General features: G+C 43.6%; 22 protein-coding genes and 1 tRNA gene. 13 read left to right on the top strand and 10 right to left on the bottom strand.

Annotated features, from left to right (window positions below; translation table 11 throughout):
- Window positions 1-136: 136 nt before the first annotated feature.
- Both ACZ5QV_RS15265 and ACZ5QV_RS15260 read right to left on the bottom strand, forming a co-directional pair.
- Window positions 137-571 (bottom strand): hypothetical protein, encoded by a 435-nt coding sequence (locus ACZ5QV_RS15265; RefSeq protein ID WP_464600607.1) that lies wholly within the window; start codon window positions 569-571, stop codon window positions 137-139.
- Window positions 572-720: 149 nt separating this feature from the next.
- Complete coding sequence (locus ACZ5QV_RS15260) at window positions 721-2,091, bottom strand: MATE family efflux transporter (protein WP_464600606.1); 1,371 nt, start codon at window positions 2,089-2,091, stop codon at window positions 721-723.
- Window positions 2,092-2,372: 281 nt separating this feature from the next.
- Here ACZ5QV_RS15260 and ACZ5QV_RS15255 point away from each other — a divergent pair, with 281 nt between their 5' ends.
- Window positions 2,373-2,825 (top strand): tetratricopeptide repeat protein, encoded by a 453-nt coding sequence (locus ACZ5QV_RS15255; RefSeq protein WP_464600605.1) that lies wholly within the window; start codon window positions 2,373-2,375, stop codon window positions 2,823-2,825.
- 28 nt (window positions 2,826-2,853) lie between these two features.
- Here the strand turns inward: ACZ5QV_RS15255 and ACZ5QV_RS15250 are convergent, their stop codons facing one another.
- Window positions 2,854-4,518: an IS1634 family transposase gene (locus ACZ5QV_RS15250; protein ID WP_464599431.1), complete on the bottom strand. Its 1,665-nt coding sequence runs from the start codon at window positions 4,516-4,518 to the stop codon at window positions 2,854-2,856.
- Window positions 4,519-4,706: 188 nt separating this feature from the next.
- Between ACZ5QV_RS15250 and ACZ5QV_RS15245 the strand changes: the two genes are divergently transcribed.
- Entirely contained in the window at window positions 4,707-5,513 is an 807-nt protein-coding gene (locus ACZ5QV_RS15245; protein ID WP_464602120.1) for a tetratricopeptide repeat protein, read from the top strand.
- Window positions 5,514-5,767: 254 nt separating this feature from the next.
- Here ACZ5QV_RS15245 and ACZ5QV_RS15240 read toward each other — a convergent pair whose 3' ends face one another.
- Both ACZ5QV_RS15240 and ACZ5QV_RS15235 read right to left on the bottom strand, forming a co-directional pair.
- Entirely contained in the window at window positions 5,768-6,151 is a 384-nt protein-coding gene (locus tag ACZ5QV_RS15240; protein ID WP_464600604.1) for a response regulator, read from the bottom strand.
- A 33-nt stretch (window positions 6,152-6,184) separates the two neighbouring features.
- Window positions 6,185-8,785 (bottom strand): histidine kinase dimerization/phosphoacceptor domain -containing protein, encoded by a 2,601-nt coding sequence (locus ACZ5QV_RS15235; RefSeq protein WP_464600603.1) that lies wholly within the window; start codon window positions 8,783-8,785, stop codon window positions 6,185-6,187.
- A gap of 189 nt (window positions 8,786-8,974) precedes the next feature.
- Here ACZ5QV_RS15235 and ACZ5QV_RS15230 point away from each other — a divergent pair, with 189 nt between their 5' ends.
- Entirely contained in the window at window positions 8,975-9,319 is a 345-nt protein-coding gene (locus ACZ5QV_RS15230) for a hypothetical protein (protein ID WP_464600602.1), read from the top strand.
- 160 nt (window positions 9,320-9,479) lie between these two features.
- Here the strand turns inward: ACZ5QV_RS15230 and ACZ5QV_RS15225 are convergent, their stop codons facing one another.
- Window positions 9,480-10,268, bottom strand: a complete 789-nt coding sequence (locus ACZ5QV_RS15225) for a helix-turn-helix transcriptional regulator (RefSeq protein WP_464600601.1) — start codon at window positions 10,266-10,268, stop codon at window positions 9,480-9,482.
- 148 nt (window positions 10,269-10,416) lie between these two features.
- On the opposite strand from ACZ5QV_RS15225, the gene ACZ5QV_RS15220 reads away from it, so the two are divergent.
- Together ACZ5QV_RS15220 and ACZ5QV_RS15215 are read left to right on the top strand one after the other, a co-directional pair.
- Window positions 10,417-10,593, top strand: coding sequence for a hypothetical protein (locus tag ACZ5QV_RS15220; protein ID WP_464600600.1), 177 nt, complete (start codon window positions 10,417-10,419; stop codon window positions 10,591-10,593).
- A gap of 311 nt (window positions 10,594-10,904) precedes the next feature.
- Window positions 10,905-11,207, top strand: coding sequence for a protease inhibitor I42 family protein (locus ACZ5QV_RS15215; protein WP_464600599.1), 303 nt, complete (start codon window positions 10,905-10,907; stop codon window positions 11,205-11,207).
- A gap of 779 nt (window positions 11,208-11,986) precedes the next feature.
- On the opposite strand, the gene ACZ5QV_RS15210 is transcribed toward ACZ5QV_RS15215, so the two are convergent.
- From ACZ5QV_RS15210 to ACZ5QV_RS15200, 3 genes are all read right to left on the bottom strand, one after another.
- Entirely contained in the window at window positions 11,987-12,625 is a 639-nt protein-coding gene (locus tag ACZ5QV_RS15210; RefSeq protein WP_464600598.1) for an HNH endonuclease, read from the bottom strand.
- Window positions 12,626-12,901: 276 nt separating this feature from the next.
- A complete protein-coding gene (locus ACZ5QV_RS15205; RefSeq protein ID WP_464600597.1) occupies window positions 12,902-13,819 on the bottom strand; it encodes a Dam family site-specific DNA-(adenine-N6)-methyltransferase in 918 nt (305 codons plus the stop codon).
- A 363-nt stretch (window positions 13,820-14,182) separates the two neighbouring features.
- A tRNA-Leu gene (locus ACZ5QV_RS15200) sits at window positions 14,183-14,267 on the bottom strand.
- 95 nt (window positions 14,268-14,362) lie between these two features.
- Here ACZ5QV_RS15200 and ACZ5QV_RS15195 point away from each other — a divergent pair.
- The 7 genes from ACZ5QV_RS15195 (at window position 14,363) to ACZ5QV_RS15165 (ending at window position 23,018) form a co-directional block, all read left to right on the top strand.
- Entirely contained in the window at window positions 14,363-15,118 is a 756-nt protein-coding gene (locus ACZ5QV_RS15195) for an MBL fold metallo-hydrolase (RefSeq protein WP_464600596.1), read from the top strand.
- A gap of 1,119 nt (window positions 15,119-16,237) precedes the next feature.
- Window positions 16,238-17,263 (top strand): inorganic phosphate transporter, encoded by a 1,026-nt coding sequence (locus tag ACZ5QV_RS15190; RefSeq protein WP_464600595.1) that lies wholly within the window; start codon window positions 16,238-16,240, stop codon window positions 17,261-17,263.
- Window positions 17,260-17,949, top strand: a complete 690-nt coding sequence (locus tag ACZ5QV_RS15185; protein WP_464600594.1) for a TIGR00153 family protein — start codon at window positions 17,260-17,262, stop codon at window positions 17,947-17,949. The genes ACZ5QV_RS15190 and ACZ5QV_RS15185 overlap by 4 nt, the downstream gene beginning before the upstream one ends.
- A 316-nt stretch (window positions 17,950-18,265) precedes the next feature.
- On the top strand, window positions 18,266-20,572 hold the full coding sequence (locus ACZ5QV_RS15180) for a nitrogenase component 1 (protein ID WP_464600593.1): 2,307 nt from the start codon (window positions 18,266-18,268) through the stop codon (window positions 20,570-20,572).
- Window positions 20,572-21,852, top strand: coding sequence for a nitrogenase component 1 (locus ACZ5QV_RS15175; protein WP_464600592.1), 1,281 nt, complete (start codon window positions 20,572-20,574; stop codon window positions 21,850-21,852). The genes ACZ5QV_RS15180 and ACZ5QV_RS15175 overlap by 1 nt, the downstream gene beginning before the upstream one ends.
- A 485-nt stretch (window positions 21,853-22,337) precedes the next feature.
- Entirely contained in the window at window positions 22,338-22,583 is a 246-nt protein-coding gene (locus tag ACZ5QV_RS15170; RefSeq protein WP_464600228.1) for a hypothetical protein, read from the top strand.
- Window positions 22,584-22,892: 309 nt separating this feature from the next.
- Window positions 22,893-23,018, top strand: a complete 126-nt coding sequence (locus ACZ5QV_RS15165; RefSeq protein WP_464600591.1) for a hypothetical protein — start codon at window positions 22,893-22,895, stop codon at window positions 23,016-23,018.
- A 117-nt stretch (window positions 23,019-23,135) separates the two neighbouring features.
- On the opposite strand, the gene ACZ5QV_RS15160 is transcribed toward ACZ5QV_RS15165, so the two are convergent.
- Window positions 23,136-23,927 carry a helix-turn-helix transcriptional regulator gene (locus ACZ5QV_RS15160; protein ID WP_464600590.1) on the bottom strand — a complete coding sequence of 264 codons (792 nt, stop codon included), beginning with the start codon at window positions 23,925-23,927 and terminating at the stop codon, window positions 23,136-23,138.
- 217 nt (window positions 23,928-24,144) lie between these two features.
- On the opposite strand from ACZ5QV_RS15160, the gene ACZ5QV_RS15155 reads away from it, so the two are divergent.
- A complete protein-coding gene (locus ACZ5QV_RS15155) occupies window positions 24,145-25,047 on the top strand; it encodes a hypothetical protein (RefSeq protein WP_464600589.1) in 903 nt (300 codons plus the stop codon).
- Window positions 25,048-25,163: the final 116 nt, after the last annotated feature.

The raw sequence follows: 25,163 nt of genomic DNA, 5'->3' as shown, positions 1-25,163 counted from the left end.
AAACATGTGATGTCGTATCTAATCAATTACAATCGTTTGTAATTGTCTAATGCTTGATTGTTGACGCTACACTAGTTCCACATTTCAAAATCGACACCTACCAAGATCATAGATTTGAAGAAATACTTATATGCACTTAAAATTTGGGAACTAATGCCATAATACATAAAAATACGAAAATCGTAAAAAAAGATATAGACAAGTATTTAATCCTAGTAATTTTTAATAATAAATGATCATTTTCAGTAAAACTAATAAATTTTTTTGGCATATTGAATTCTTCTTTTATTTTCACAGTTTGTTTTTGATAATGATTGATTTGAGAGCTTACTTGAAATGAAATAAATAGACCCAATAACGCAAATAATAATACAAATACTAATGACCATAAGTTATTGTTTTGAGTACTTGAAGAATAATTTTGAGTGGTTAACAAATAAGTTGTAATGGCTACCAAGAAAGAGCCAAAAAATGTAATGAAATGATTTTGCTCTTGCTCTAAATGCCTAATATCTTCACAATTCTGTCTAAATAATTCAACTAAGAAATTGTCATAATTATCATTTTGCATTGTATCAAAACTTCAATATGTTCGATACATATTAAAGATTATCCAAAATAATATTATCCTTCTAAAGACAAGACTCAACTTTCTTCTACAATTTTCTGGAAATCCTTCTATAGAAATGAATATGACTACACTTTACTAAAAACTTTCATTCACCCCACTTCTTCTTCTTTTTCCTTTTTTCCAAACTTCTTATACTCCCGAAACAGCAACCAGGCCGCCAGCCCGAAAGACAGGATATCCGAAATCGGAAAAGAAGCCCAGACCCCGTTAAGCCCGTAAAAGCGAGGCAGCACCAGTATAAGAGGAAGCAAAAAAAGGATCTGCCGGACCAGTGAAAGAAGGAACGCCGGTCTGGCCTTTCCGAGGGCCTGAAAGACGGTTGTGCCGACTACCTGAAATCCAATAAAAGGTATGCCCAGTACGATAATCCTCATAGCATCCTTCCCGACGGCTATAAGTTCGGCATCGGGGCTGAAAATCGGCAGGATGTACTCCGGGAAAAAAAAGAGGACCAGAAAGCCCAGAACGGCAAAAAGCGTGCTCACCTTCAGGGACAGTTTTACGGACTCGACCACCCTCGAAAACTGTTTTGCCCCGTAATTATAGCCCACAATCGGCTGCAGCCCAAAAGAAATCCCGAGCATGGGGAGAAAGATAAACATAAAGAGGCGGTTGATTATTCCGAAAGCGGCAATCGAAACGTCCCCTCCGTTGGCTCCGAGGGCATGGTTCACAAAAATCATCATGAAACTGTTCGAGGCCTCAATGATGAAGGGGCTCATTCCTATGACCAGCATTTCCTTGCAGATTACGGGGTCCGGTTTCAGGTTTTCCAGCCTGAAGACTACGGCTCCTTTCCCCCTGAAAAAGTAGCTCAAAAGAAAAGCCGCAGATGCAGACTGGGAGATCACCGTGGCAATTGCGGCTCCCTTTACTCCCATTCCCAGACCAAAGATAAAAACCGGGTCCAGGAGGATATTCAGGCCAGCCCCGAGGAACATTGCAAACATCGCGAAACGGGCGTTTCCCTCGGCCCTCACCAGGTCCTCGGCGGCAATCCCGAGGGTAAAAACAATCGTTCCCGCCATGATAACCTGAAGGTATTCCCTTGCGTAAGGGAGGATTCCCTCAGTGGCCCCGAAAAGAGAAAGAAGGGGGTCAAGAAAAATAAGGCCCAGGCAGGAATAAGCCAGCCCCAGGAAAACAGCCAGGGAAAACACGGTCCCGAGGGTTTTTTCAGCTTTTTTTAACTCCTTTGACCCAAGCGCCCTCGAAATAATGGACGCTCCGCCCACTCCGAGGCCGATTGAGATTCCCATTGCCAGCATGTGAATGGGAAATGCGATCACAAGGCCACCTATGGCCTGTACACTCGCATCGCCCAGACCATGACCCACAAAAATCGCATCCACTATATTGTAGCAGGCGTAAACGAGCATCCCTATAATCGAAGGAGCCGAGAGTCTGAAGAGAAGTTTGTCTATTTTTTCCGTACCTAAAAATTTACTGCGTTCGTGCATCCTGTGAGAGTCCTGTTTGTGATAGATGTGGAATTTTAAAGAAGTGAGAGGTATCCTAAGCAGGGAAAGTATAAATCATTTTGTGGGAAAATAATATAAAAATAACCAGTTAACCGTTTCCGTGTTCTTTTGTGTTTTCCGTGGTTGAAAGTGTTTAAATCCTGTTGTGCTTTTTTTTGATGAACGCAGGATGTGCAAAGGTAATATAACATCAATTCAAAGTATTCTTTAGAAAATCCAGCTTATACTCATCATCAAACGGTTTTTTCAGAAGGGGTTGAATGACAGACAAAAAAATGACAGAAGCTGAACATCAAGCCGTTTTCGATTACTACGACAACATGTTAAAAGAACTCGGGCCAGGAAAGACCATTGGGCCTGAGGAAGAAGAGGCCCTAGAAGGAGCTTTTTACCATGCAAAAATGCTATTTGAGGCTCCGGAACTTTTCGACTGGTTTATCGAACGGACCGACCCATTTCTGAGGGTTGCGGCCTGGAAACTGCTCACCTCCCTTTACGAAGAAATGCTTGAAATCCTCAAAAATACCTCCCCGGCTCCAGGTGGGCTGGAATTCGTCCGGATCCTTAACAGGCTGGCCTTTCTCTGTCGGAGCATGGGAGAATATGAAAAAGCTCTCTCTTATTACGAGCAGGCTCTGAAGATCCTGGATAAACTTTACTTTCAAAGATGCATGTTTTTCCGTTATCAAGCGGCTTTGTTTGTGTGGGCCTAAGGAATGAATAATCCTACTGATGACGTTTTTATTGGGGTGGCAGGTAATTACCCAGGTTCAAGAAAGAAAATAATGATGCTTGCTTTGTACTCATCTCTTCCAGAATAATATTACACTTATTTGATTCTTTATCCTGGATAACTGCCAGCCTAATTTCGGACAAATTTTCAATTAGTCTTCTCATAGAAAGACCATATCTCTTTGTCTCCCAGGCTAAATATCTGTAGAAAAGTAAGCCAATTATAGACAGAAATACGTGAACTTTGATATTTTCATCTTTGTGGTGGTACACCGGTCCCACAGGGACAAGCAGGTGATCATTCAATAGCTTAAAATCATCCTCTATAGCGCCTTTATTGTTGTATGTTTGCACAATTTTTTTAGTGTGCCAACGGTGCTTATCTGTAAATAGTATATTTTTTCCTAATGAATTTTCGCGCTTATTTTTATTCTCTTCGTCAATCCAGAACTTTAACTGAGGTTTTTTCTTACCTTCAGGAGCATCAGTAATTTCATATTTCACCATACTTCTGTATTTTTTGATAATAATGTCTGCAACCTCTTTTTCTACACTGCTCCTGTTTCTTGCTTTTCCTCTGTTGCTTTCCAGTCTCCTCTGTAGGTCTTCCAGATTCTCAGTTATTTTTGACATATTTGACTCACAAGTTCTTTTTTGAAGTTTGTGAGTTCCTTCATTGAAAGTAATTACTGTTGTAAATTCTGTCCCGTAAAACTGATGCTTTGTCCGATAGCCATAAATTTTGTGGCCTTCTGAGCTTTCATATAAAAATTGATATTTAGATAATGGCACTTCAAGAAGATCATCTGCCTGATTTGCTTTTACAGCCCCTACAAAATTCATCTTTGAAGTTGCTTTTTCAATGTTGTCCTTTGAATTGTTTCCCTTATCAAAAACAAGAACAAGGTCTTCCGAACAAATATTCAATTCGGTTAGACGGTTTACTATTTTGTCAACCAGACCTGAAAATTCCTCTGAATCATGCACATTTCCTGGATATGTCTCGTGAATAAAAGGTAAGTTGTAATCATTAGCAGCCAGCGCTACAGATACCTGATTTTTGTCTTTACGATGCTTTTTGTTATACCCTTTATGAAGCAATTCACTTTTTTCATCATAATTGGTAGCATAAGTGAACCAGTTTGATTCATCCACAAACAGTACTGAAGGGGTTAGTCCTTTTTCGATGAGAACTCGGCACAAATCGTCTTCAATATTTTTCATTGTGTCGGAATCAATGTAATTCATATGATTCAAAAAATTCTGACAATTTAATTTATGAGGGAATTTCCACTTAAAAGATAAGGCCGATTTTTTGAACCATTCCCCAATACCGTTTTCACTTAAAACTCCATGAGATTTCCCCACTATATCAAGTAAAAGATACTCTCCGACACTTAAACCATCGATTGATTTTTTCATAGTGTGCTTGTTCACTATGTCAACGAATCCAAGCTCTTCATTCACATGAAGAAGTGCGGCAAGTTTGCCGTACTCAAAAGATTTCAGTTTCATGTAGGGCAATGATTCACTCTGTTTTTTCATTTCAAATATTTTTTCGGCATTGCCTAAATATATCTGAAATATAGTTTTCACTTTTCCATCAATTCTGCCAGTTTTAATAATATACCAGTATTTTTTACCGTTGATTATTTTCTGTTTTAAAAAAACCATGATATAAATTTAGGTTCTACGTATATAAAGATATTTCTTCAAAAAACAGATACAATAGGCTTTTTAAATGTAATTTAGAACTTAGGCCTTACAAATATTTTTTTTAACGGATCTTCCTTGCCACTGATTTTTGTGGCAAATCAAGGCAAAAATAGCTCTTCTTTGAAAGCTGAGATAAACTCAGTTCAATAGGCCCGGAAAATAAAAGGTGCAGCTCCTACATTGCTGGCACCCTTAATAATTTCGGAGTCCTTCTCTCGGAGATGGACCGGACAGATGAGGCCATGAAAAATTATGTGAAAGCCCTTGAGATACGGGAAGGAATAACCGGAGCCGGGGAAAAAGGAAAGGAAGAAAACGAAGAAAAAGAAAAAACGAGTCCTTCCGAGCTTTCCGGAGACCCCGAGATCGCCCGGGTCCTGAACAACCTGGGCCTGCTTTATCACCAGACCGGCCAGCATGAAAAGGCCCTGGTGCTCCTCAGGCAGGCTCTTGACATTTTCGAGAAATTGGAAAGAACCGGCCACCCGGCCTATGCGGGAGCCCTGAACAACCTGGCCGGGGTCTACGTGCAAAAGGGCCGGCTCAAAGCCGCTGAAGAGCTCTACCTCCGCTCCCTCAAACTCCACGAAAAAGCCCTTGGCCCGGAACACCCGGAGGTCGCCAAGACCCTGAACAACCTGGCCGAACTCTATCGCAGTATGGGAGAAAATAAAAAGGCAAAGCCTCTTTATGAAAGGGCCCTCAGGATTAATGAAAAGGTCCTTGGCCCGGAGCACATGGACGTGGGAACAACCCTGAACAACCTGGCAGGTCTGCATGAGAGCATGGGGGAATACGCAACAGCAATCGAACTGTACGAACGGGCCCTTGAGATTATTGAAAAGGAACTTGGGCAGGACCATCCGTATTTCAAAATTACGAGAAACAACTTGCTAGGCCTGTATGAAAAGATAGAAATGAGCTGGCGAGAAGGGTCAACTTCTTCTCCCTAAAACCTTCGTCTAGTGGCTCAAATTTTTGAGGAAGGGGCCATATGCTGACGAATATAATTTATCTCGTGTCGCAGAAGACTCCTTCCTCGATGTTTCTAACTGAAAATTAGAAACTCCTGTTAAACCTATGGTTTAACACGACAGCCGAAGGCTGACAGGTGGGGGTAGTTCACTTCGTCAAATTCAGGGCTGTTTTCAGGTAGCAGAGCCTTCAGCAGTTTCCGGAAGTTAGAGGGAGGGTTCTTACATAGGAGTTACTTCTTTTTGATGTGTTTGTACAGGGCCATCTCAATACTGATGTGCAGGTCCTTTTCATCAAAAGGCTTCACAATATAGCCATAGGGTGAGGTCGTTTTCGCCCTTTCGAGGACCTTGTTGTCAGAGTAGGCGGTCAGGTAAATTATGGGGACATCAATAATGTTCCTGATAGCTTCAGCGGCTTCAATTCCATCAATATCTCCTTTAAGCATAATGTCCATCAGCACCAGGTCCGGAAAGGTACTTTCCGCCTTGCTAATGGCGTCCTCTCCCGAAGAGGCAATGCCTGTGACCGTATACCCCAGGCTTTTTAGCATTTTCTTAATGCCTATTGCTACTATGTGTTCGTCCTCAACAACCAGAATCCTTTTACATTCCATTTTTCCACACCTCTTATTTTAATATCTCCCCGGTTATACTTTTAAATTATACTTTAACTCTTGAAACCGGATCCTGAACTCAGTTCCTTTGCTCGTATCAAGTTCAATACTTCCATCGATCTGGTCCACAAGGGTGACAACAAGCTGAAGGCCCAGGGAATCCGTATCCCGGAAATCAAGGTCTTCCGGAAATCCCGTCCCGTTGTCCCTGACAACAAGCATAAAGCAATCATCAGCTTCCTTTTTACAGCCTCCGACTTTTTCTTTTCCTTCTCCTTTTCTTTCTTCCTTTTTTTCTCCATCTCCTTCTTTTTCTTCCTTTTCTTTTTCTTCTTTACGGAGACAGATGGAGATTTCTCCGTTTACCCTGTCCGAAAAAGCATGTTTCAGGGCGTTGGAAACCAGTTCATTTATAATAATACCAAGTGGGACCGCCGTATCCATGCCCAGAAAAACCCTCTCCACATTAAGCTCCAGGCGGATATTTTTTCCTCCGAATGTATAGGACCGGCCCAGGTGATCCACAAGAGTCTGGAGGTAATCAGCAAAATCCACGCTTACCATATCTTCGGATTGATAAAGCTTTTCGTGGACCAGGGCCATGGACTTCACCCTGTTCTGGCTGTCTCTGAAAGCCTCAATCACTTTTTCTTCCTTGAAGTTTCCGGACTCCAGGTAAAGCAACGTGGAAATTACCTGCAGGTTATTCTTAATCCTGTGGTGAATCTCCTTTTTCCGGATGGCCTCCATTTGCATCAGGGCCATTTCAGCCTTTTTGTGCTCGGTGATATCAAGAATGATCCCCTGAAGATGGATATCTCCCAGCCGGTTTCTCTGTATAAAAGTCCTCTCATCCACCCAGCGGACTTCTCCTTCCCGGGTCAGGACCCTGTATGCCGAGGTATAGTCTTTGCTCCCGTTTTCCACGTTTCGGGTAAGTTCGGACTGTACCTTCTCAAGGTCATCGGGGTGGACGATGTCCCCATAGAGAACCCGGCCTGAAATAAAGTCTTCCACACTGTAACCGAAACGACTGATATTTCCGGAAACAAAGTCGGTAGGCCACAGGTTTTTGTATTTCCAGAGGAAAACCACCACAGGGCTGTTATTGATAACACTTTCCATTTCCTTTAGCTTTTCATTGGAATTTTCAAGTTCCAGGGCATATTTTAAAAGCGCCTTTTCCGCTTCTTTTCTCTGAGCTGTAACTATGCCAAGGGCCCGGCGGGTATCCTCAATACCGTTTGTGAGGACCCGAAACGCCCCCTGTCCGTGGATCTGGATTTGTAGTTCAAAATCATTTTGCCGAAAGGCTTTAAGGACGCTGTTCGAGTCGTCTATTATCGCGTTAAGGGTCTCGGAAAGCCTGTCCAGGGAATCTACCAGTTCCCGGAATTCTCCTTCCACATCCACCTCAACGCGGGCTTCAAGTTCCCCCCAGGCCAGGGCGCCGGTTACTCGGATAGCTTCTCTGATAGGAACAATAACGGCATCAAGAATCTCATTCAGGCCTGTTGGAATTTCCCGAAAATCAACCTCGACGTCGGTATCGGCCCGGATGTCAAGTTTTCCTTTAACGGCGTCGTTTGCAATGCTCCTGAAACCTTTAACGATTTCGTCGATGGGCCGGGTAATGGTCCGTGCTATCATAAAGGCAAGAGCTGCCATAAAAAGAATGGAAATTGCCGAGATAATCAGCAGTTTCTTCTGAAGAGCTGTAATCCCGGCAAACATTTCCTCCTTCGGGACCACCAGCACAAAGGCAAAGTTGCCTGTCCTTACGGGTTCGTAAAACATCACAACGGTTTTTCCGGTTGTTGGGTCAATGGTCTCAAGGTGGCCATTGATCCCCTTATTTATATTTTCGGCTGCTTTACTGATTTCTTCGTTCTCAAGGTCGTAGAGATTTTTTTTTCCAATCCAGTCCTTGTGTGTCGGGTGGGAGAGGAAAATTCCCGTATTGCTCACAATAAATGCATAACCGCTATCAAAAGTCCGGACACTGCTTACCTCTTCATCAACGTATTTGAGCTGGACGTCCACGCCCCCGATTCCCACGAATTTCCCGTCCTTCAGGATGGGGGAAACGTGGCTAAGCATGAAGGTCCCTTCGTAAAAATAAGGTTCTGTCAGGACATCTTTCCCCAGGGTTTTTGGGAGCTGGTAATAGTCAGAAACTTCATACTCCACGAGGGGTTTAACGATCATAGACCCGTCGATTACATTGCAGTAAGGGATAAATCTGCCTGTGGAGTCATGATAAAGGGTTTCGGCATACTCGGCATCTTTTCCGTCAAAAGCATCGGGTTCGTAGCCAACATAGATCCCTACAAGCTGGGGGTTTTCTTGCAGCAGACTCTCCAGTATCCTGATAACTTCTTTCCGGTCCGAGGATTCGTAACTTGCCATTGTGCTGGCAATGGTCTTTGCGATTGCCTGGTTGGCTTTCATGTCGGTGTCAAACTGGTTTGCGTAGTTGCTGGCCATCTCGACGGACTGCTCGTAGGCCAGTTCCTTTTCCTGAGAGCTTACCGTGTTAATGATAACGCCTGTTGAGACTGCCAGGACCACGAAGACCCCGAGCACAATGAAGAAAATTAGTTTTAAGCGAAGTGGTACGTCCTTGAACCTCATGCCCTCTCCCTGATTTATTCGATGCCTGGCTGAAACTTAGGAATGTTTAGAATATAACTTCAGATTTTATTTATGGAATTGCTTTACACTCACACAGGTTGTTTTTTTGTTGTTGGAGACGTTTGGTGTGTGCATTCAAACCACGGAACACACGGAAAATATTTTGGTCTGCTTGAGCGAGTGAAACGAGTGAAACAGACCCGTGCTCCCGAAGCGGAACTCGGGCATGGAACACACGGAAAATATTTTGGTCTGCTTGAGCGAGTGAAACGAGTGAAACAGACCCGTGCTCCCGAAGCGGAACTCGGGCATGGAACACACGGAAAATATTTTGGTCTGCTTGAGCGAGTGAAACGAGTGAAACAGACCCGTGCTCCCGAAGCGGAACTCGGGCATGGAACACACGGAAAATATTTTAGTCTGCTTGAGCGAGTGAAACGAGTGAAACAGACCCGTGCTCCCGAAGCGGAACTCGGGCATGGAACACACGGAAAAATAATGCAGGAAGATGACATTTTATTAGTACACTTCTAAAAATAATGTTTGTAGTCTGCTTGAGCTCGCGCAGCGAGCGAAACGGACCCCGTGCTGTTGCACTTGCAGTGCAACTCCCAGTAAATCTTCGATTTACTGTGATCCCGAAAAGGAACTCGGGTAGCAAAAATACTTGATATTATATTATTCGTTGCAGCTCTCAGGCATCAATAACTTTCCGAGTCCCGGTCCTGTAATGGTCGAAAAGTTCTTCGGCCCACAGAAGAGCAGTAGAATCAAAACTCATCAGTGTTCGGTGGTCGTATTTTCCCTGTTTATCAAAAAGGCAGAGGTACATGAAGCGGTCCGTAACCGCGATGGTTGGCAGGCGGTTGTTTTCTCCACATATTTCGACTTCGACGTTTTCCGCATCCAGGATGACCTTTAATTCGGGCTTGCAGTCGGAATTCATCCTCTCAAATACGGATTCTGTGAGCACCATGGACATTTTCACCCCGCTTTTTGCAAGTTCTGCATAGAGGGCCGGATAAAGGGGGTGGTAATAACTGATGATAGTCAGGATGTGCCCGGATTTTTTCAGGTTTTCCGTGAATTCTCTGGGGAGGTCGAAGAGGTGGTTCATGTCGGGTTCGATCAACATGAACTGCCCGATTTCCCCGAGTCTTTTAAAAAGAGCCTCAGGAATAACACTCAGGTCCCGGCCTGTCCAGTATTTCCGGTTTTCCTCAATGACGTCCATGGTATTGATAAGGGGAAGCATGTTTTCCACTATCAGCCTGCCAATTTCCGACAGTTCGTACACCCCGTTGTTCTGCTGGATGATTAACTCCTGTTTTTTCAGGATCTTAACCTGGGGCATCATGGCTTTGGAGGTCACGTTGAGGGAAGTTTTTATCTGATCAATATCTCTTGGCCCTTCCATCAGCAGGAGAAGAAGGTTTTTTCTTTTTTCAGAAAGCCAGAGAGTATCACATAATGTGGAGCTCATTGTTACTTGCTTATTTTTATAAATGTAGTTATAAATACGTTGCGCTATCGTAAAAGAAGAGAATATAAATAAAATGAATTTACTATAAATAAGTTTCGTTTCTTTCCAAAATTAATATGTAACCTGGAGGGTAAGACTCTCCAATTCAATGGATTATATATTATTAATCCTTCTCTGTCTTATAGGGGTGGTCTACCTGAACAGCCTTGAAGTCGGCTGGACCTCAACCATAGTCGGTTTTGTGGTACTTTTCCTCTACATCCCGTTCTGGCTCTACTCCCAGAACGAGAACTCAAAAGCAGGGGAAACAAAGTTTCATGTCTAACCCGCAATCTAAAACAGACAGCAGAACCTTAAATTTTTAAGGCCCTTTATCTTCTTTTTTTTAAAAAATAGAATAGTTATTATAAATTATTTTAAAACTGTTTTTAGCACAGGCCTCAAAAAGCCAGGCGCAATGATCAAACTCTATCAAGCATGGGGTCAACTCCCCCTCCCGATTTTCAGATTCATCACAGTAACATTGTACTTAAAAATAGCTATATGTTAAAATGTGGTTGTTGCCGAATGTAGGATATATGTTTCTTGCAATACTATATACCAAGTGAGTAATATATATAAAGGAGGGGTCAATGAATGCAAAAAGTAGAGTTATTGCCACCAATTAATGCAAAAGTTGGAGATATAATCGATATTTCAATACCATCGAATCCTACGACTGGCTTCAGCTGTTTACTTTCAGAGATGCCAGATTGTGTTTATTTTGTGGAGTCAGGATATATACCCGATAAACCTATCCGTGTCGGAAGCGGGGGAACTAGTCAGTTCAAGTTTGTTGCAGTCAATAAAGGCAACGGCAAAATTATTTTCCATGATGTGATGTTCTCTCATCCTCTTGAGATACTGGAATCCAACGAAAGGTTTGTCATAATAGAATGATGAGATGGTTTTATTACTTCGGGAGTGAAGAGAGTCACAAATACCCTGACCTTCACAGGCTGTCCGACAATTAAATAAGGCATTTAAAGCCTTAAAATCGAAAAAGATGTAATTCAGTTATTACCGGTAATTATTGTCGGACAACTTCTTTAGCATGGGGTAGTTCACCCGTGTCACAGCCTGGGAATCAGAAAATGCCTGTGCTACCTATTTAACTTAATTACAACTGTAGTCAGGTAGCAAAATTACCTAACTAAATAACATTTGTTTAGGAATGGTGAAAACATAACTTCAGGTTTTATTTTGGGAGTTGCTTCATACTCATACATGTTGTGTTTTTGTGTGAGGGGTGTTTGGTGTGTGTATTCAAACCACGGAACACACGGAATACACGGAAAAAGAAAGGCCTTAAGACGGCAATTATGGTTTTTCCGGCATTTTTTAGTCATCTTTAAAGAATCCAGGGTCTTTTTTGAATCCTATTGCATAAAGATCCAACTTACTCACCGGCCGAAGGCCGGTTTCTGTGTATTCCGTGGTAAATAAATGGTAAACAAAAATACTTGATATTATATTTGACCCATTCCTTAATGACTGCAGTACCCTGACATATTTTTTGAATGTTCAAAAGGCGTTTTATCTGCACGGGTCGGCATAAAGTGAATTGGGGGTAGTTCACAAGGAGGCCTGCCTGATGAGAGCTGTGATTAATGAATACGGGGACTTATGAGCAAAGGAAGCAAACCGATTCGTCGTTTTGAACAATCGGAACAAATATTTTAGGGAGGGGTAGTTGACTCTCGTTTGTTTATTATCCCTGTAGTATATTGGGATAAAATATTCTTTATAAGTTCTGATGCCGTTTTACCATTTTCTTTTGCCTCATTTGATAAAATCTCAAAAACCCTGGTTTCTTTTCCTTCCCAAGAGATGCCAACTCTCCGAAAATCATTCATTTCAATGTGGGTATATTCTGAGGGATTTCCCCAGTAACATGATAAACATAAATCAGGTTTTTTCTGGTACAACCAATTTTCGCAATGTTCACAGGACCAGGACTTTGCTCTATTGCAGGACCCGCAAAGCAGTAAGTAATCTTTCACATTTCTTATTTCTTCATAAGTGTCCCCACCTAGTTCATAAGGAATTTTATGATCGACTTGAAGATATCTTATCTCAAAGTTTTGATTGCATATCTGGCATTTTTCTTCACAAAGGTCGTATAATTCTTCTTTGGATTTTTTGGAGAATGTTGTTCTTCCTCTGGATTTTGACGCGTTTATATTGGATAAATCTCCGAATTTGTAACCTGCAATATACTTTCCTTCACTATTTTTTACCTGAAACGTTTCAAGAGGAATACCCAATTCTCTAACGTCTCTTGCGGCTCTTGGAGCATGATCATAACCTGCATCCATTTTCCAATATTTTATTTATCACTACTTTTGCTCGTTTGTTTTTTACGGATTCAAAATAAACCTTAACATGTTCTGGAATGTCATCCGTTTTCATTGTCACACCCTAGAAAAATATTGGCATTCATCATATTCAGATAATATATAGAGTTTTAAAAAAGTTATCTTTATATTAAAAAGTTACTTAAAAATTGATGCTGCCAAAACAGTATAAACTAATTATATTTTTTTTAAAACCTATACCATCAAAAAAGTTAGTATCATTGGACAGGATGATTTTCAATTATATGCAGAAAATGTAGTTTGGGTGATTTGACCATCTTTTAAACCTTTAAATTTTATTTCAGCGTTTTCTTTTAAAGATCCTTCTAATATTGGAGAAAGATATATCGATTCGTATGTGATGTCTTTTTCTCCTAAAAGAGTAGATTGAGTAGACCTACCTGCATTTATTAGGGTGTGTCTTAAATTTAATTCTTCTGGTAGTTTTTTACCGTACTCAGTATCCCCTCTTTTCCCATCATAACTAATATAAATGGTATCTCCCTGTCCCACCAGTTTACCAATTTCAACCATAAACTTGTCGAAATCAATACTATTGTAATATCTTGTATCTCTGGAGTTGCAGACTCCTTGATAGGGGGGATCCATGTATACCAGGTCTGTTTGCGTTACTTTCTTTAATACATCTTTATAATCGCAGGATGTAACAATTGTTTTCCCTTTTAGCAATTTTGAGAAGGCAAATATTTCTTTACCCATATTTTCAGGTATTTTTCCTTTTCTTCTATTATCCGGACTCTGGTTGAATTTTCCTTTTGTGTTGTACCTTATAGCCCCTTTAACACATCTAGCTAACAAAAAAAGTAAATGTCCAGGACTTCCATCGTTATTGAATTCTTCTCGAATATAATTATAATACTCTTTTTCTTTCCCGTTTTGTTCCTTCCACATCTCTTCGTACTTTTCTACAATATCTTCCGGTTCATTGATAATTTGTTCCAACAACAAGGCCAGAGGTTTGTTTATATCATTTAGATGAAATTTGTCTGCATAATTATAATATGCAGCAGCAATTGAAATTGCTGCAGAACCTGCAAAAGGTTCAACCAGTGTATCTATTTGCTCCGGGAATAATGATAGGATATGTTTTGCAATGTTTCTTTTGCTTCCCTGATATGGTATTGGATGTGGCACTTTATTCCTCATACTTGTCTCCTGGATATGTGGATCATGAAAGTAACTTTTGTTATAAGTTATCCTGTCCCATTCTATTTAGCCTCTTTTTGAACCTCGAATATAGATGTTTGATTTCTGTACTTTGTTCTTAAATCAAATTTACTTAACTGTAGTCCGTAATCTAGCCGTGTAGCAAAAATTCTGTAAAATACGATTGACTCCATATCCATTTTCCCCACCACAAAAAAACAGGACGCGGAGTTAATGATTGATGTATTTCCATTATTAGAGATTATCTTATCGATCAGGAAGAAGGAACCCACCTTGGAATTTTTTGAAAATAGTCATTCAAGGGTACCTATATATTATAAAAAAGTTTAGTGCGAGGGGTGGGATTCGAACCCACGAAATCCTTCGATATTGGATCTTAAGTCCAACGCCTTTGGCCTGGCTGGGCAACCCTCGCTCTCTGAAAAAAACTTGTATATGTTTTCGTATAAAATTATATTAAGCGAGCATTCCTTAAATAGAGTTAAATTATTTAAAGTTTATTCTAAGATTATGGAAATAACATTTCTTGGCACCGGAGTGGCGCTTCCCCAGAAGAACCGTGTACAATCAGGTATAATTGCTGAAGTAGAGGGCCGTCCCCTCCTTTTTGATTGTGGATGCGGGGTACTGAACCGGATACATGAGGCCGGATTCGAGCATACGGCTGTGGATACCATCGTGCTTTCACACCTGCACCTTGACCACGTATCCGATGTCCTCGGGCTTCTGAAGGCGAACTGGCTCGCGGGGAAAACCTGGGCGCGCATCTACGGGCCACGGGGGACAGAGGAATGGTTTGCCGCACAGGAGGATTCCTATGGCTACTTTATGGATAAACTTGAGGTTGATATCCGGGAAATATCCCCCGGAGAAGAATTCACGCCCGCAGGCTTCGAATGTGAAGTCCTGGCCGGAAAAGCGGATCACAGCATCCGATCTCTCGCCTATCGCCTGAACTGCGCGGACGGCGACATCGCAATTTCCGGGGACACGGCTCCCTCCCGAAACGTCCTCGATCTGGCCGCAGGGACTGACCTGCTTGTCCATGAATGCTCTTATCCGCTTGGAGGCAACGCTGACATCCACACAACCCCGGACGCCCTTGCCGAACTGCTTGTGGATTATAGAGAAGATATAGGAACCCTCTGCCTCACTCATTTCTACCCCGCAATGCAAGGGCACGAAAACGAAGCTGCCACCTACCTCGAAGCTTACTTTGATGGGGAAATAATTATCGCGGAGGACTTAATGAGGCTCGAGGTCTGAAAAAATAGCAAGATTTCTTTCTGTACAAAGAAAATCGAGAGTGTTTTAAAACACTCTAATATTTTAAACCCCACTTACTCCCCGGCCATCAGGCCGGTTTCCGTGTTTTCTGTGGTTAAAAGAAGTCCAGACAGAAAATCCAGATTGTCAAAGAAACCACAAAAATTCAGGCAGGGAGCCCGGTTGCTTTAGCGCCGGGAGGAATGCCGCACTTCTCTGTCGAATATTCATAACCATCTGTCCTCTGTAATACTTTGAAGTATTTTTTATTAATTGAGATCCTTTTCCCCTCTTTGTTTTTGATGTCGAAACTACCCGATTTTCTACAAGCAACGAATCGTTCCTTAGGAATGGATGAAAAATAACTTCATATATTCAGTTTGGGAATTGCCCTATATTTTGGTGTGTGAATTCAAACGGGAGTGTTTTTGAATCTAATTATATAAAGTCCAACTTACTCACCGGCCAAAGGCCGGTTTCCGTGTCCTTCCGTGTGTTCCGTGGTTAATGAATGGTAAACGAAAATATTTGAGATTATATTTGAATCGTTCCTTAGTGTGCGGGTAAGTTCATGGAAAGCTTCCATTGAGGTTTCCGAGCTTCAATACGACTTTTTTTAGTCAGAATTGACCCACAACTTATATCATTTTATTTTAATTATCTTGGGGCAGCTTACCAATTATTATTGCTCACAATCAGTGCAAACCACAGCCGGAAACCGGTTTCCGGTATCTGGTGTAGAAACTCACGGCACAATAACATGTCATATTTTTGATTTTGTTCCGTCCATTTATGAGAAATCGTCTAGCTGTTCTTAAGAAATATCTTATGATTTGGGAAATTGTCTATAGATAGCTGGCTCAACTATATACTACCAGAATTTGCCTTTTACTTCATGTTAGTATATAGGCATATATATTAGATCAAGCCCGCCGACCCCTACAAAAAGTATAAAATATAATGAAAATCTGAAGGGGTTTATAATGAATCTAAAGTATAAAGAAATGACTTAAAAACAATAATATATTAAAAACTTATTTAAAATTATTTGCAAAGATCGTTGAGATATAAACGACACTACAAATTTTGTCGATCAAAAATTCTGGAGCAAAGAAAAAGATGGATTTACTTGTTATAGCCCTTATTCTTGCTGGCCTTTACATGGCCTGGAACATTGGGGCCAACGACCTTGCAAACGCCATGGGGACCTCAGTGGGAACCGGAGCCCTGTCTATCAGGCAGGTAATTATTATCGCCGCAATTTTCGAATTTTTAGGCGCGGTCTGTTTTGGGAAAAGGGTCACCTCAACGATTGCCAAAGGCATCGTTCCCATAGATATGATAAGCAGTATCCACCCGAACATCGTGGTGCTTGGAATGCTTGCCGCGATTCTCGCCGCAAGTTTCTGGATCACGCTTGCGACCCTCTATAACCTTCCGGTATCAACCAGTCATTCCATTGTAGGCTCGGTACTCGGCTTCGGGCTGGTTACCGTGCTTAACGGCACGATCGCTTTTTCAGACATCCACTGGTGGGTACTTGCAAAAATCGTGGCAAGCTGGTTTATTTCTCCTTTGCTAGGGGCGTTTCTGGCCTACCTGATTTTTTCCCTGATCCGGAGGTTGTTTTTACACAGTGCAAAGGATCTCCCGCAGATAGAGAAAAAATTCATATCGTTACAGGTCATAACTGCATGTTATATTGCATTTGCTCACGGGTCCAATGACGTTGCAAACGCCGTAGGCCCTCTTGCAGCCGGCCTTAAAGCCCTGGGACTGATCAACTCCGAAATTCCTATCTGGATACTTATAATTGGTGGGATCGGAATGGTCATTGGGCTTGCGACCTGGGGATACAAGGTGATCGAAACCATCGGCTCGAAGATCACGGAACTCACCCCCACAAGAGGGTTTGCCGCTCAGTTTGCAACCGCCACGGTGGTGCTCCTCCATAGTTACAGTTCCCTTCCGATTTCCACGACCCATACCCTTGTGGGTTCGGTCATAGGAGTCGGGCTGGCGGGTGGAATTGCTGCCGTTGACCTGGGCGTGATCTGGAAAATTGTTTCTTCCTGGCTAGCAACAGTCCCAATAGCTGCCCTCACGTCGGCATTGATCTTTATGGGGCTCGAGGCGATTTTATGAAAGATTATATCCGTTCAATTTTTGACGTGGTCGCAGAATCCCCCTTTCTCTTTCTGGAAGCCCACGCTAAAAAAGGGGTACTTGCAGTTGAAAAACTCAGTGAGGCCATGGAAGCCTACTTTGCGGAAGACACCGAACTTCTGGCGGAAAGGACCGCCGAGATTGATAAACTGGAGCATGAGGCCGATATTATAAAACAGAAAATCAGGGCAGGTATTCCCTCTTCAATAAAATTACCCGTTGATAAAAAGGACCTCCTTTCCTTTTTAAAGCAGCAGGACTCCATCGCGGATTACGCCCAGACCTCAGCCTACTGGTTGACTCTCAGGTCCTGCAAAAACCTTCCCGATGAAATAAAAGAAGGTTTTTTGGAACTTATGGCAGCAGTCCTTGAAACCGTAAGGATGTATGATAGGCTTGTGGACGAATTATATAAACTGCTTGCCACCTCCTTTAGCAAGGAAGAAATAAAGGAAACCCTGGCTCTGGCCCCGGAAGTCGAAAAACTGGAACACGATGTGGACGTGCTTGAAACCGCTCTTTTGAAAAGGATCTTTGATAATGAGGACCTGATCAGCGGAGCCGGGACCTGCTATCTTATAGGCCTTGTTGAAAAGGTAGGAAATATTGCCGACAAGTCCGCAAGTTCAGCCGACCGCCTTCGGACGATGATCCTCCGAAGGTAAGAAATCCTTGAATTATTTTTTAGAGGGGATGGGCAGAAGAAAAAGTTGTTTTTGGAAGTTTTTTCCGTCCCTTTCTGCTAATTTTTGCTCACATGGTTGAAATATAATTGTCATAATTTTCTAATTTCTTTTCGTCTATGCCCGGTCAGAAAAATGCCCATGGGTCAGAGATATATCCAATTATTTTTTATCCCTTGTTTCTGTTCATATCTCCATAATCCTGTTTACCGAAGGTAAAAACAATGAATGACAACTCACCCGTTCTCTATTTCTACATTTATTCTCGAAATTTCCCGAAGGCCCGGAGGGAAAAGCCATGATCCAGATTGCTCTCTACGGAAAAGGAGGAATCGGCAAGTCCACGGTTTCCGCAAACCTTTCGGCGGCTCTTGCGGGAGCCGGGAAAAAGGTCCTTCAGATCGGCTGCGACCCTAAACACGATTCCACCCGTCTGCTTATGGGTGGAAAAAGCATTCCCACCGTGCTCGATTATATCCGGAGGACTCCTCCCGAAGCCCAGGAACTTGAAGCTCTGCTCTTCAAAGGTTACGGGGGTACGGTCTGTGTGGAAACCGGTGGGCCAAAGCCAGGGATAGGCTGTGCTGGCCGGGGGATTTTGAGCGGGTTTGAGGCCCTTGCCAGGCTCGGGATCAGAAAAATTCCATTTGACGTTATCCTCTACGATGTCCTGGGGGACGTGGTCTGCGGGGGTTTTGCGGTTCCCCTAAGAAAAGAGTATGCAGATGTTGTTTTTCTCGTGACTTCCGGGGAATACATGGCCCTCTATGCGGCAAACAATATTTTGAGGGGAATTTCCAACTTCGAGGACGTTGAGCCGAGAGTTGCGGGTATCATCCTGAACAAGAGAGGGCTTTCCAATGAGGTTGAAAGTGTGGCTGTTTTTGCAGAAGCCGTGGGGCTTCCAATCGTTGCCTCTATTCCCAGGAGGGAAGAATTTGCGGAAGCCGAAAAAGCGGGAATGACCCTGGCTGAGCTGGTCCCTGAATCCGAAATTTCTGAGATTTTCAGGAAGCTTGCCTCCTATGTGGAAAAAATTGAAAAAAACCGGGGCCTGCTCCATCACGCAAAGCCCCTTGAGGATCTGGAACTTGAAACCCTAGTACTTGGAGTAAAAAACCGGGGCCCTGCGGAACACTTCAGCTCCGGAAGGAAACCAGCTGGAGGAAATAATAAAAGGCCTGCCGGAAATATGGGGAAATTGGGAGAAAGCCTGAAAGAAGAAAATCCGGGACCGGAAAAATGTACAAAAAAGCTGGCTGGAAAGTTTCTAAAGGTTGGATCCACTCCCGCAAAACCGGAGACGAGGGCTTCCGAACCTTTCAAAAGATCCCCCCTTTACGGCTGTGCCTTTTCCGGGGCCGTATGTGCGACCTTTCAGATGAGAGACGCTGCAACAATCATGCATGGGCCGAGAAGCTGTGCTCACATAAGTTCGGATGCTCTTGCCTCCTCTTTTTTGAGGCGTGGGGACTCTGGAGATTCCAACGCGGGAAACCTTCCCTGTCTCCTCTCAACGGACATGGAAGAAGAGGACCTCATTTTCGGGGGACTCGGGAAACTAAAAGCAAAAATAGAAGAAGCCCTCGCAGGCGGCCGAAACACCATCTTCATAGTGAGCAGCTGTCCGGCAGGAATCATAGGGGACGACATAAGACAGGCGGCTTTTGAAATGGAGACCCGCAACCCCGGAGCTCTCATAATCCCGCTTCCTGTGGATGGGGTTCAGGCCGGAGACTTTTCAGCCGGATTTTTCGAAGGTTGCAGGGCCCTTGCGGAGCTGATCGACCAGTCCATCAAAGCGGAAAAGAGGCTGGTGAATATAATCGGGGAAAGAAGCTTTTCCCCGGTGGACGGAGAAAACTTTCGCACGATTGAGGAGCTGCTCAATAAACTCGGGTACAGGGTTAACAGTCGGTTCCTGAACGGAAACAGCCTGGAAGGACTACGTTCATTTAAGAAGGCAGAGCTCACCCTCCCTGCAAATACCGATTCCGATACCTGGAGAGTGCAGGCCTACCTCTCCGAAAAATTCGGGTTTGAGTTTTTTGACCTTCCTTTCCCGGTGGGGTTCCGGGAAAGTGAGCACTGGCTAAAGGCCCTCGGAAAACGTCTGAACGGGGCTGAAGCTCTGACTCTTCTGAAAGAAGAGACCGAAAAGTACAGGGCTGAAATTGAGAAATACAGGCCGCTTCTTGCAGGAAAACGTGTCCTGCTCGTAAGCTACGGACAGAACCTCGGCTGGGTCCTGGACACGATCCGGGACCTTGGGATGGAAATCGTGAAAGTAGGGGTTCCGCCGTCAGCTTTCGGGAAGCGGGAAGTGGTGGATCTGCTTGGCCTGGCCGGCCTCTCCAACCTGGCAGGGAAACTCAAAGAAAATTATACGGACGAAAAGCGGATCAGAGACATAAAAGCCCTTAAACCGGATCTGGTCCTCTCGGGCTACGCGCCCCTCATCCCGACCGAAGGCGTGCACTGTGACACCCTGCCCTTTTCCCCGAAAGTAGGTTTCCTGAGCGGAATCGAGCTTGCAAAACGCTGGAGTACTCTCCTGCGGCTGCCGGTTGCGGAAGGCTGGAAATTTGACGGAGAGGATTACTGATGATTTTTTCACCCGATGCCCTTACGGGGGCGATTCTTACATTTGAGGGAATAAGAGACGCGGCTGTGCTCCTGAACGGCCCTACCGGCTGCAAACTCTACCACAGTTTCCTCTCAGACAGGCAGTTTCCAAGAACCGTTTCTCATGACCCTCTGGCTTTTCAGGGAGAGTTTTACTTCGGGCAGCCGAGAGTGCCCTGTACCTATCTGGACGGGGAGGACTATATCGAAGGTTCTCTGGAAAAACTTGAAAGGGCCCTTTTAGCCGTGGCGGCAAAAGAAAAGGGGTTGCTTGCGGTGATAAACTCCCCCGGAGCAAGCCTGATTGGAGACGACCTGCAGCGCATCCTGGAAAAGACAGGATTTGGCAAACGCTGCCTTGCACTTGAAAACACGGGTTTTTCCCTGCCAGCCTCACAAGGTTTTGAAAAAGCGGGCCTGGCCCTTCTTGAAAAACTGGAGCTCCGGCCTCTTCCTCGCAGGAAAAACCGGGTAAATATCCTGGGGCTTTCCCTGCTCCATAAACATCCGAAGGGAACGGTGGAGGAGCTTGAAAGGCTGCTTTCCCTTCTGGGCCTGGAAGTCGGAGCCGTGCTTTTTGCGGACACGGCCCTTGAGGATATCAGGGAATCAAGCGGAGCTGCCTGCAATGTCGTGCTTTTCCCGGAGTACGGGACAAAAATAGCGGACTGGTATTCGGAACGCTTCGGGATTCCCATGGCCCTTTCTCCACTGGGAGCTCCTGTGGGGTTTGAGGCGACTGAAGCGTTTATCCGGGAAATTGCAAAAACCCTTGATATTGACCCCACCCCCGCCCTTGAGGCGATCCGGAAGGGAAGAAAGCAGAGTTACCGGAAACTTGCACGCTTTCATTCTTTTACCGGGCTTCCCGGAGGGGCAAGCTTTTCCATCATGGCCGAAAGTTCTTTTGCCTATCCGCTTACCTGCTTCCTCTATTCTTATCTGGGGATGGTCCCGCTTGCGGTGAAAACCCTGCCCGGAGGCGACTCTGTATCAGAGAACGCACTGCAGGCTTTTTTGGAGGAAAAAGGTTTTTCCGGGGCCTGGGGGCAAGACCCTGCTCTTGAGATGGCGGACATTGCTTTTGACGATGGTTATACTATCGGGCTTTTAAAAGAAACGGGCCACTGCAAAACAGGTATTGAGATAGCTCTACCCACGGAGGGCTACCTGCACTTTGTGCCGAAGACATACCTGGGTATTGCAGGGACTTTCCAGCTCCTGGAAGAAATCATAAACGGGCTTCGCTCTTCCTCCTGAAAAATTCGAGGAAAAATCAGATTTAAGGAATGAGTCAAATATTATTTCAAGTATTTTTGTTTACCATTCCTTAACCACGGAAATACACGGAGTGCGACAAGAAGTTATATCTTAAATTGCAGAAACGCTATCCACTCCATTCGGGGTAACCCTACCAGGATGTGCGTCGCTAGTAATGGCGGGGTGCAAAGCTCTTGGGACAATGTGAAGACCTCTGAAAGTCCAATTTGGAATATTTGCTAGGGTAAGGATTCTATGGAGAATGTAATGTGAATCATTGTAAGAGTCGTGATTTCCGACAAGCGAAAATGGACTGCGCTTGAACCAAAAGGTACGGAATCAGACTGTGGTGGCTTCCGTGACGCTACAGGGAATGGACAAACGGTTCTCGGCTTATAGATGGCTCCTAAGGAATCCATAATTATTTAGGATATAGAACTTGGTAAGCCCTATATGTTCCCTTAATGGGTAGGAAATCCGTAAGGATGTACGATGACATAGAGGGTAAAGGAATCAGTATAAAGCGAATGTCAATCTGTAATGGATTGAATAGAGGTTCAAACTTTGCCTTTATCCGAAAGGATGCAAACTTACTGAAGGTGTTTTCTTGTGAAAACGGAAACAAACTCACTAATGTAAGATACTCAAAGACACCAACCGGTGAGAGGCTTACAGACAGCAATGTTAAGGGGCTGTTATCCGAAATCACAAAATCAGTTATGGATAAATAACTGATGCCCGATACAGAAAGGGTTTGAAAACGCTTGAGCCGTATGAAGGGAGACTTTCACGTACGGTTCTTAGGGGAGAAAGGAGGAGCAATCCTCCCAACTTACCTGACAACCGGCCTGCGGCCGGTGAATAAGTTGGATCTTTATGCAATAGGATTCAAAAAATACCCTGGATTCTTTAAAGAGACTAAAAAATGCCGGAAAAACCGTAATTACCGTCTTCCCCGAGTTTCGCTACCCGAGTTTCGCTACCCGAGTTTCGCTTCGGGATCACAGTAAATCGAAGATTTACTGGGAGTTGCACTGCAAGTGCAACAGCACGAGGTCCGTTTCGCTCGCTTTGCGAGCTCAAGCGGACAAAAAAACGCCAGAGCAACCGTACTTGTCATCTTCCTGCCGTCTTTTTCCGTGTCTTCCGTGTGTTCCGTGGTTTGAATGCACACACACCAAACACCCCTCACACAAAAACACAACATGTATGAGTATGAAGCAATTCCCAAAATAAAACAGGAAGTTATATTTTCACCACGAAGTATTATTTTTTTTTGAAAGTTAGGAGAGTTCTGTAATTTCTTCGGAAATACCTCTGAAGTGTTCGAAAAGGTCTTCCGTCCAGAAGATTGCACTCTTATCGAAACTCATCACATAGTTGCGGTCAAACATTCCTTCTTTAGGGAAAAAAGCGATTGCTGCAAAAAAGTTAGTGGCCAAAACGGAAGGAAGCGCCCCGGGTTCTTTGCAGAGGTACATTTTCGTATTATCAAACCCGAGGAACTCTTCTGTTTCAGACCTGAAGTCACACACCGCTCTTTCCATAAACATTTCATTCACTATAAGCGTGATTATCCTGCCTTCCCGGGCGTTTCTCAGGAAATGGGGGGGCAAAAGGGGATGAAAATAAGAAATAAAGGCTTTAATTTCTTTTGAACTATCCAGAGAGGAAGTACATTCCGGAATGAGCTTAAAAAGGTTGCATCTGTCAGGTTCGGATATTCTGAATTTTCCAAGTTCTCCTATCTGTTGCAAAAAAGAATGAGGAATTGATTCCAGGTTTCTGCTTGCCCAGTAATCTCCGTTTTCTTCAAAGACCTGCAGGGTGTTTAAGAGGGGGGGAAGCTTTTCAACTATGACTTTTCCAATCTCAGAAAGCCTGTAAAGGTTATCTTCCCGGATCACCAGATGTTTTTCCCTGAGTTTCTTGAGCTGAGGCTGGATTGAGGTTGCACTTTCATCAAGGTCTTGCCTGAGAGTTTCAACGCTTTTGGGGCCTCCCTCTTTAAGGAGTAAAAGGATATTTTTTCTTTTTTCAGAGAGAAAAAGCAAATCCAGGAGGGAATTTTTCATTGTTACCACCAAAAAGAGAAATTTTTAGAATGTATCTATATATTATTTGCCAATATATTACCTTTATAATTGTTAGTTAAGTTATATAATTCTTGCCTCAGAAACTTTGTTTCATTATATTTATATCCTAAACTCATTATATTTAATATACTATATTATTTGTTATTGATAACGCTGGTCGGTTGATACTAACAACTATTTGGGGGTCTGCCTTCATTTGTCTTCTCAATTTCCTTTTTCTGTTATCTCGGGTGAAATCTTAGATCCCCAGGAACCCACCGAAGAAGAAAAAAAGCTGTTCCTGGCAATAATTGAAAGACTGATAGATTCCACGGCCCGGAATTTACTTCCCCATCCTATAGGGGATGTGCTCAAAAGCCTGTCGGGAGAGCCGTTTATAAGAGAAATTAACTGTTCCTGTTTTCCCGATAGTAAGGTGGACAGAGTCAGTATAGGGATAAGGACTCAGGTGATCCGGTGGGACGGGAGCCAGTCCCGGAAACTGGGATATGAGAGTCTCGGGGCTTATTCCTGGAACAATTGCAGGATTACGATAAAAAAACGGGTAAAGGTCCTGAATTTTACAAATTATTTGATGATGAATCCCGAAAAACTGGGGCAAAATGAAAAGGACGGGTTCGGACGAATTGAAAACGAGGCCCTCCTTTACCACGAATTGCTGCACGGGCAGCTTTTGATCGACGCCATGCAGGAAAACCCAGCCTGGCAGAAAAAAGTATGCAGCCATGATTTTGATTTTTCCCCCGTGGATAAGGAACACCGCTTTATCTACGACCTCCAGTCCGATTTCATGAAAAAGTCGGCCCTTGACAGGGGATACAACCTGACTGTAAAAAAAATGGACATGAAACCCAAAAAAACAAATGATTTTGAGTTTATGCTGGGGGACATCTCGGAGTTCACGGGCCTGGGGGACATAACCCTTCTCTATTACGTGCCCCCGGGTTGCGGGATCAGTGATCTGGAATTCGAACTTCCAAAGGATGCTAAAGGAAATATAAGTAAAAAAGGCCCTATAAAACTCAAAGGCAGGATTTCTGATAAAAAAGCGGCCGGAAAATGCTATTACTGGGTCGTCAACTACCCGAAACTAAAATGATGGGTATGTAATTTTAACAGACCGGCGGGAAGGTAGAGTGGGGGTAGTGATTCCCTTTCTCATACTTTTTATATATTGGGACCTTACAAATAATCCTAAAAGTTTAATAATTCCAA

Source organism: Methanosarcina baltica (assembly GCF_055394095.1).
Note: the sequence above shows the minus strand (reverse complement) of the source record. Positions and strands in the feature narration are given on the sequence as shown.

Bases quoted from the DNA above. Each gene is read 5' to 3' on its own strand.
- ACZ5QV_RS15235 (WP_464600603.1), bottom strand. From the start codon at position 8,785: ATGAGGTTCAAGGACGTACCACTTCGCTTAAAACTAATTTTCTTCATT.
- ACZ5QV_RS15180 (WP_464600593.1), top strand. From the start codon at position 18,266: ATGATCCAGATTGCTCTCTACGGAAAAGGAGGAATCGGCAAGTCCACG.
- ACZ5QV_RS15215 (WP_464600599.1), top strand. From the start codon at position 10,905: ATGCAAAAAGTAGAGTTATTGCCACCAATTAATGCAAAAGTTGGAGAT.
- ACZ5QV_RS15250 (WP_464599431.1), bottom strand. From the start codon at position 4,518: ATGGTTTTTTTAAAACAGAAAATAATCAACGGTAAAAAATACTGGTAT.
- ACZ5QV_RS15260 (WP_464600606.1), bottom strand. From the start codon at position 2,091: ATGCACGAACGCAGTAAATTTTTAGGTACGGAAAAAATAGACAAACTT.
- ACZ5QV_RS15175 (WP_464600592.1), top strand. From the start codon at position 20,572: ATGATTTTTTCACCCGATGCCCTTACGGGGGCGATTCTTACATTTGAG.
- ACZ5QV_RS15210 (WP_464600598.1), bottom strand. From the start codon at position 12,625: ATGGATGCAGGTTATGATCATGCTCCAAGAGCCGCAAGAGACGTTAGA.
- ACZ5QV_RS15190 (WP_464600595.1), top strand. From the start codon at position 16,238: ATGGATTTACTTGTTATAGCCCTTATTCTTGCTGGCCTTTACATGGCC.
- ACZ5QV_RS15170 (WP_464600228.1), top strand. From the start codon at position 22,338: ATGTACGATGACATAGAGGGTAAAGGAATCAGTATAAAGCGAATGTCA.
- ACZ5QV_RS15265 (WP_464600607.1), bottom strand. From the start codon at position 571: ATGCAAAATGATAATTATGACAATTTCTTAGTTGAATTATTTAGACAG.
- ACZ5QV_RS15160 (WP_464600590.1), bottom strand. From the start codon at position 23,927: ATGAAAAATTCCCTCCTGGATTTGCTTTTTCTCTCTGAAAAAAGAAAA.
- ACZ5QV_RS15185 (WP_464600594.1), top strand. From the start codon at position 17,260: ATGAAAGATTATATCCGTTCAATTTTTGACGTGGTCGCAGAATCCCCC.
- ACZ5QV_RS15220 (WP_464600600.1), top strand. From the start codon at position 10,417: ATGGATTATATATTATTAATCCTTCTCTGTCTTATAGGGGTGGTCTAC.
- ACZ5QV_RS15240 (WP_464600604.1), bottom strand. From the start codon at position 6,151: ATGGAATGTAAAAGGATTCTGGTTGTTGAGGACGAACACATAGTAGCA.
- ACZ5QV_RS15255 (WP_464600605.1), top strand. From the start codon at position 2,373: ATGACAGACAAAAAAATGACAGAAGCTGAACATCAAGCCGTTTTCGAT.
- ACZ5QV_RS15225 (WP_464600601.1), bottom strand. From the start codon at position 10,268: ATGAGCTCCACATTATGTGATACTCTCTGGCTTTCTGAAAAAAGAAAA.
- ACZ5QV_RS15195 (WP_464600596.1), top strand. From the start codon at position 14,363: ATGGAAATAACATTTCTTGGCACCGGAGTGGCGCTTCCCCAGAAGAAC.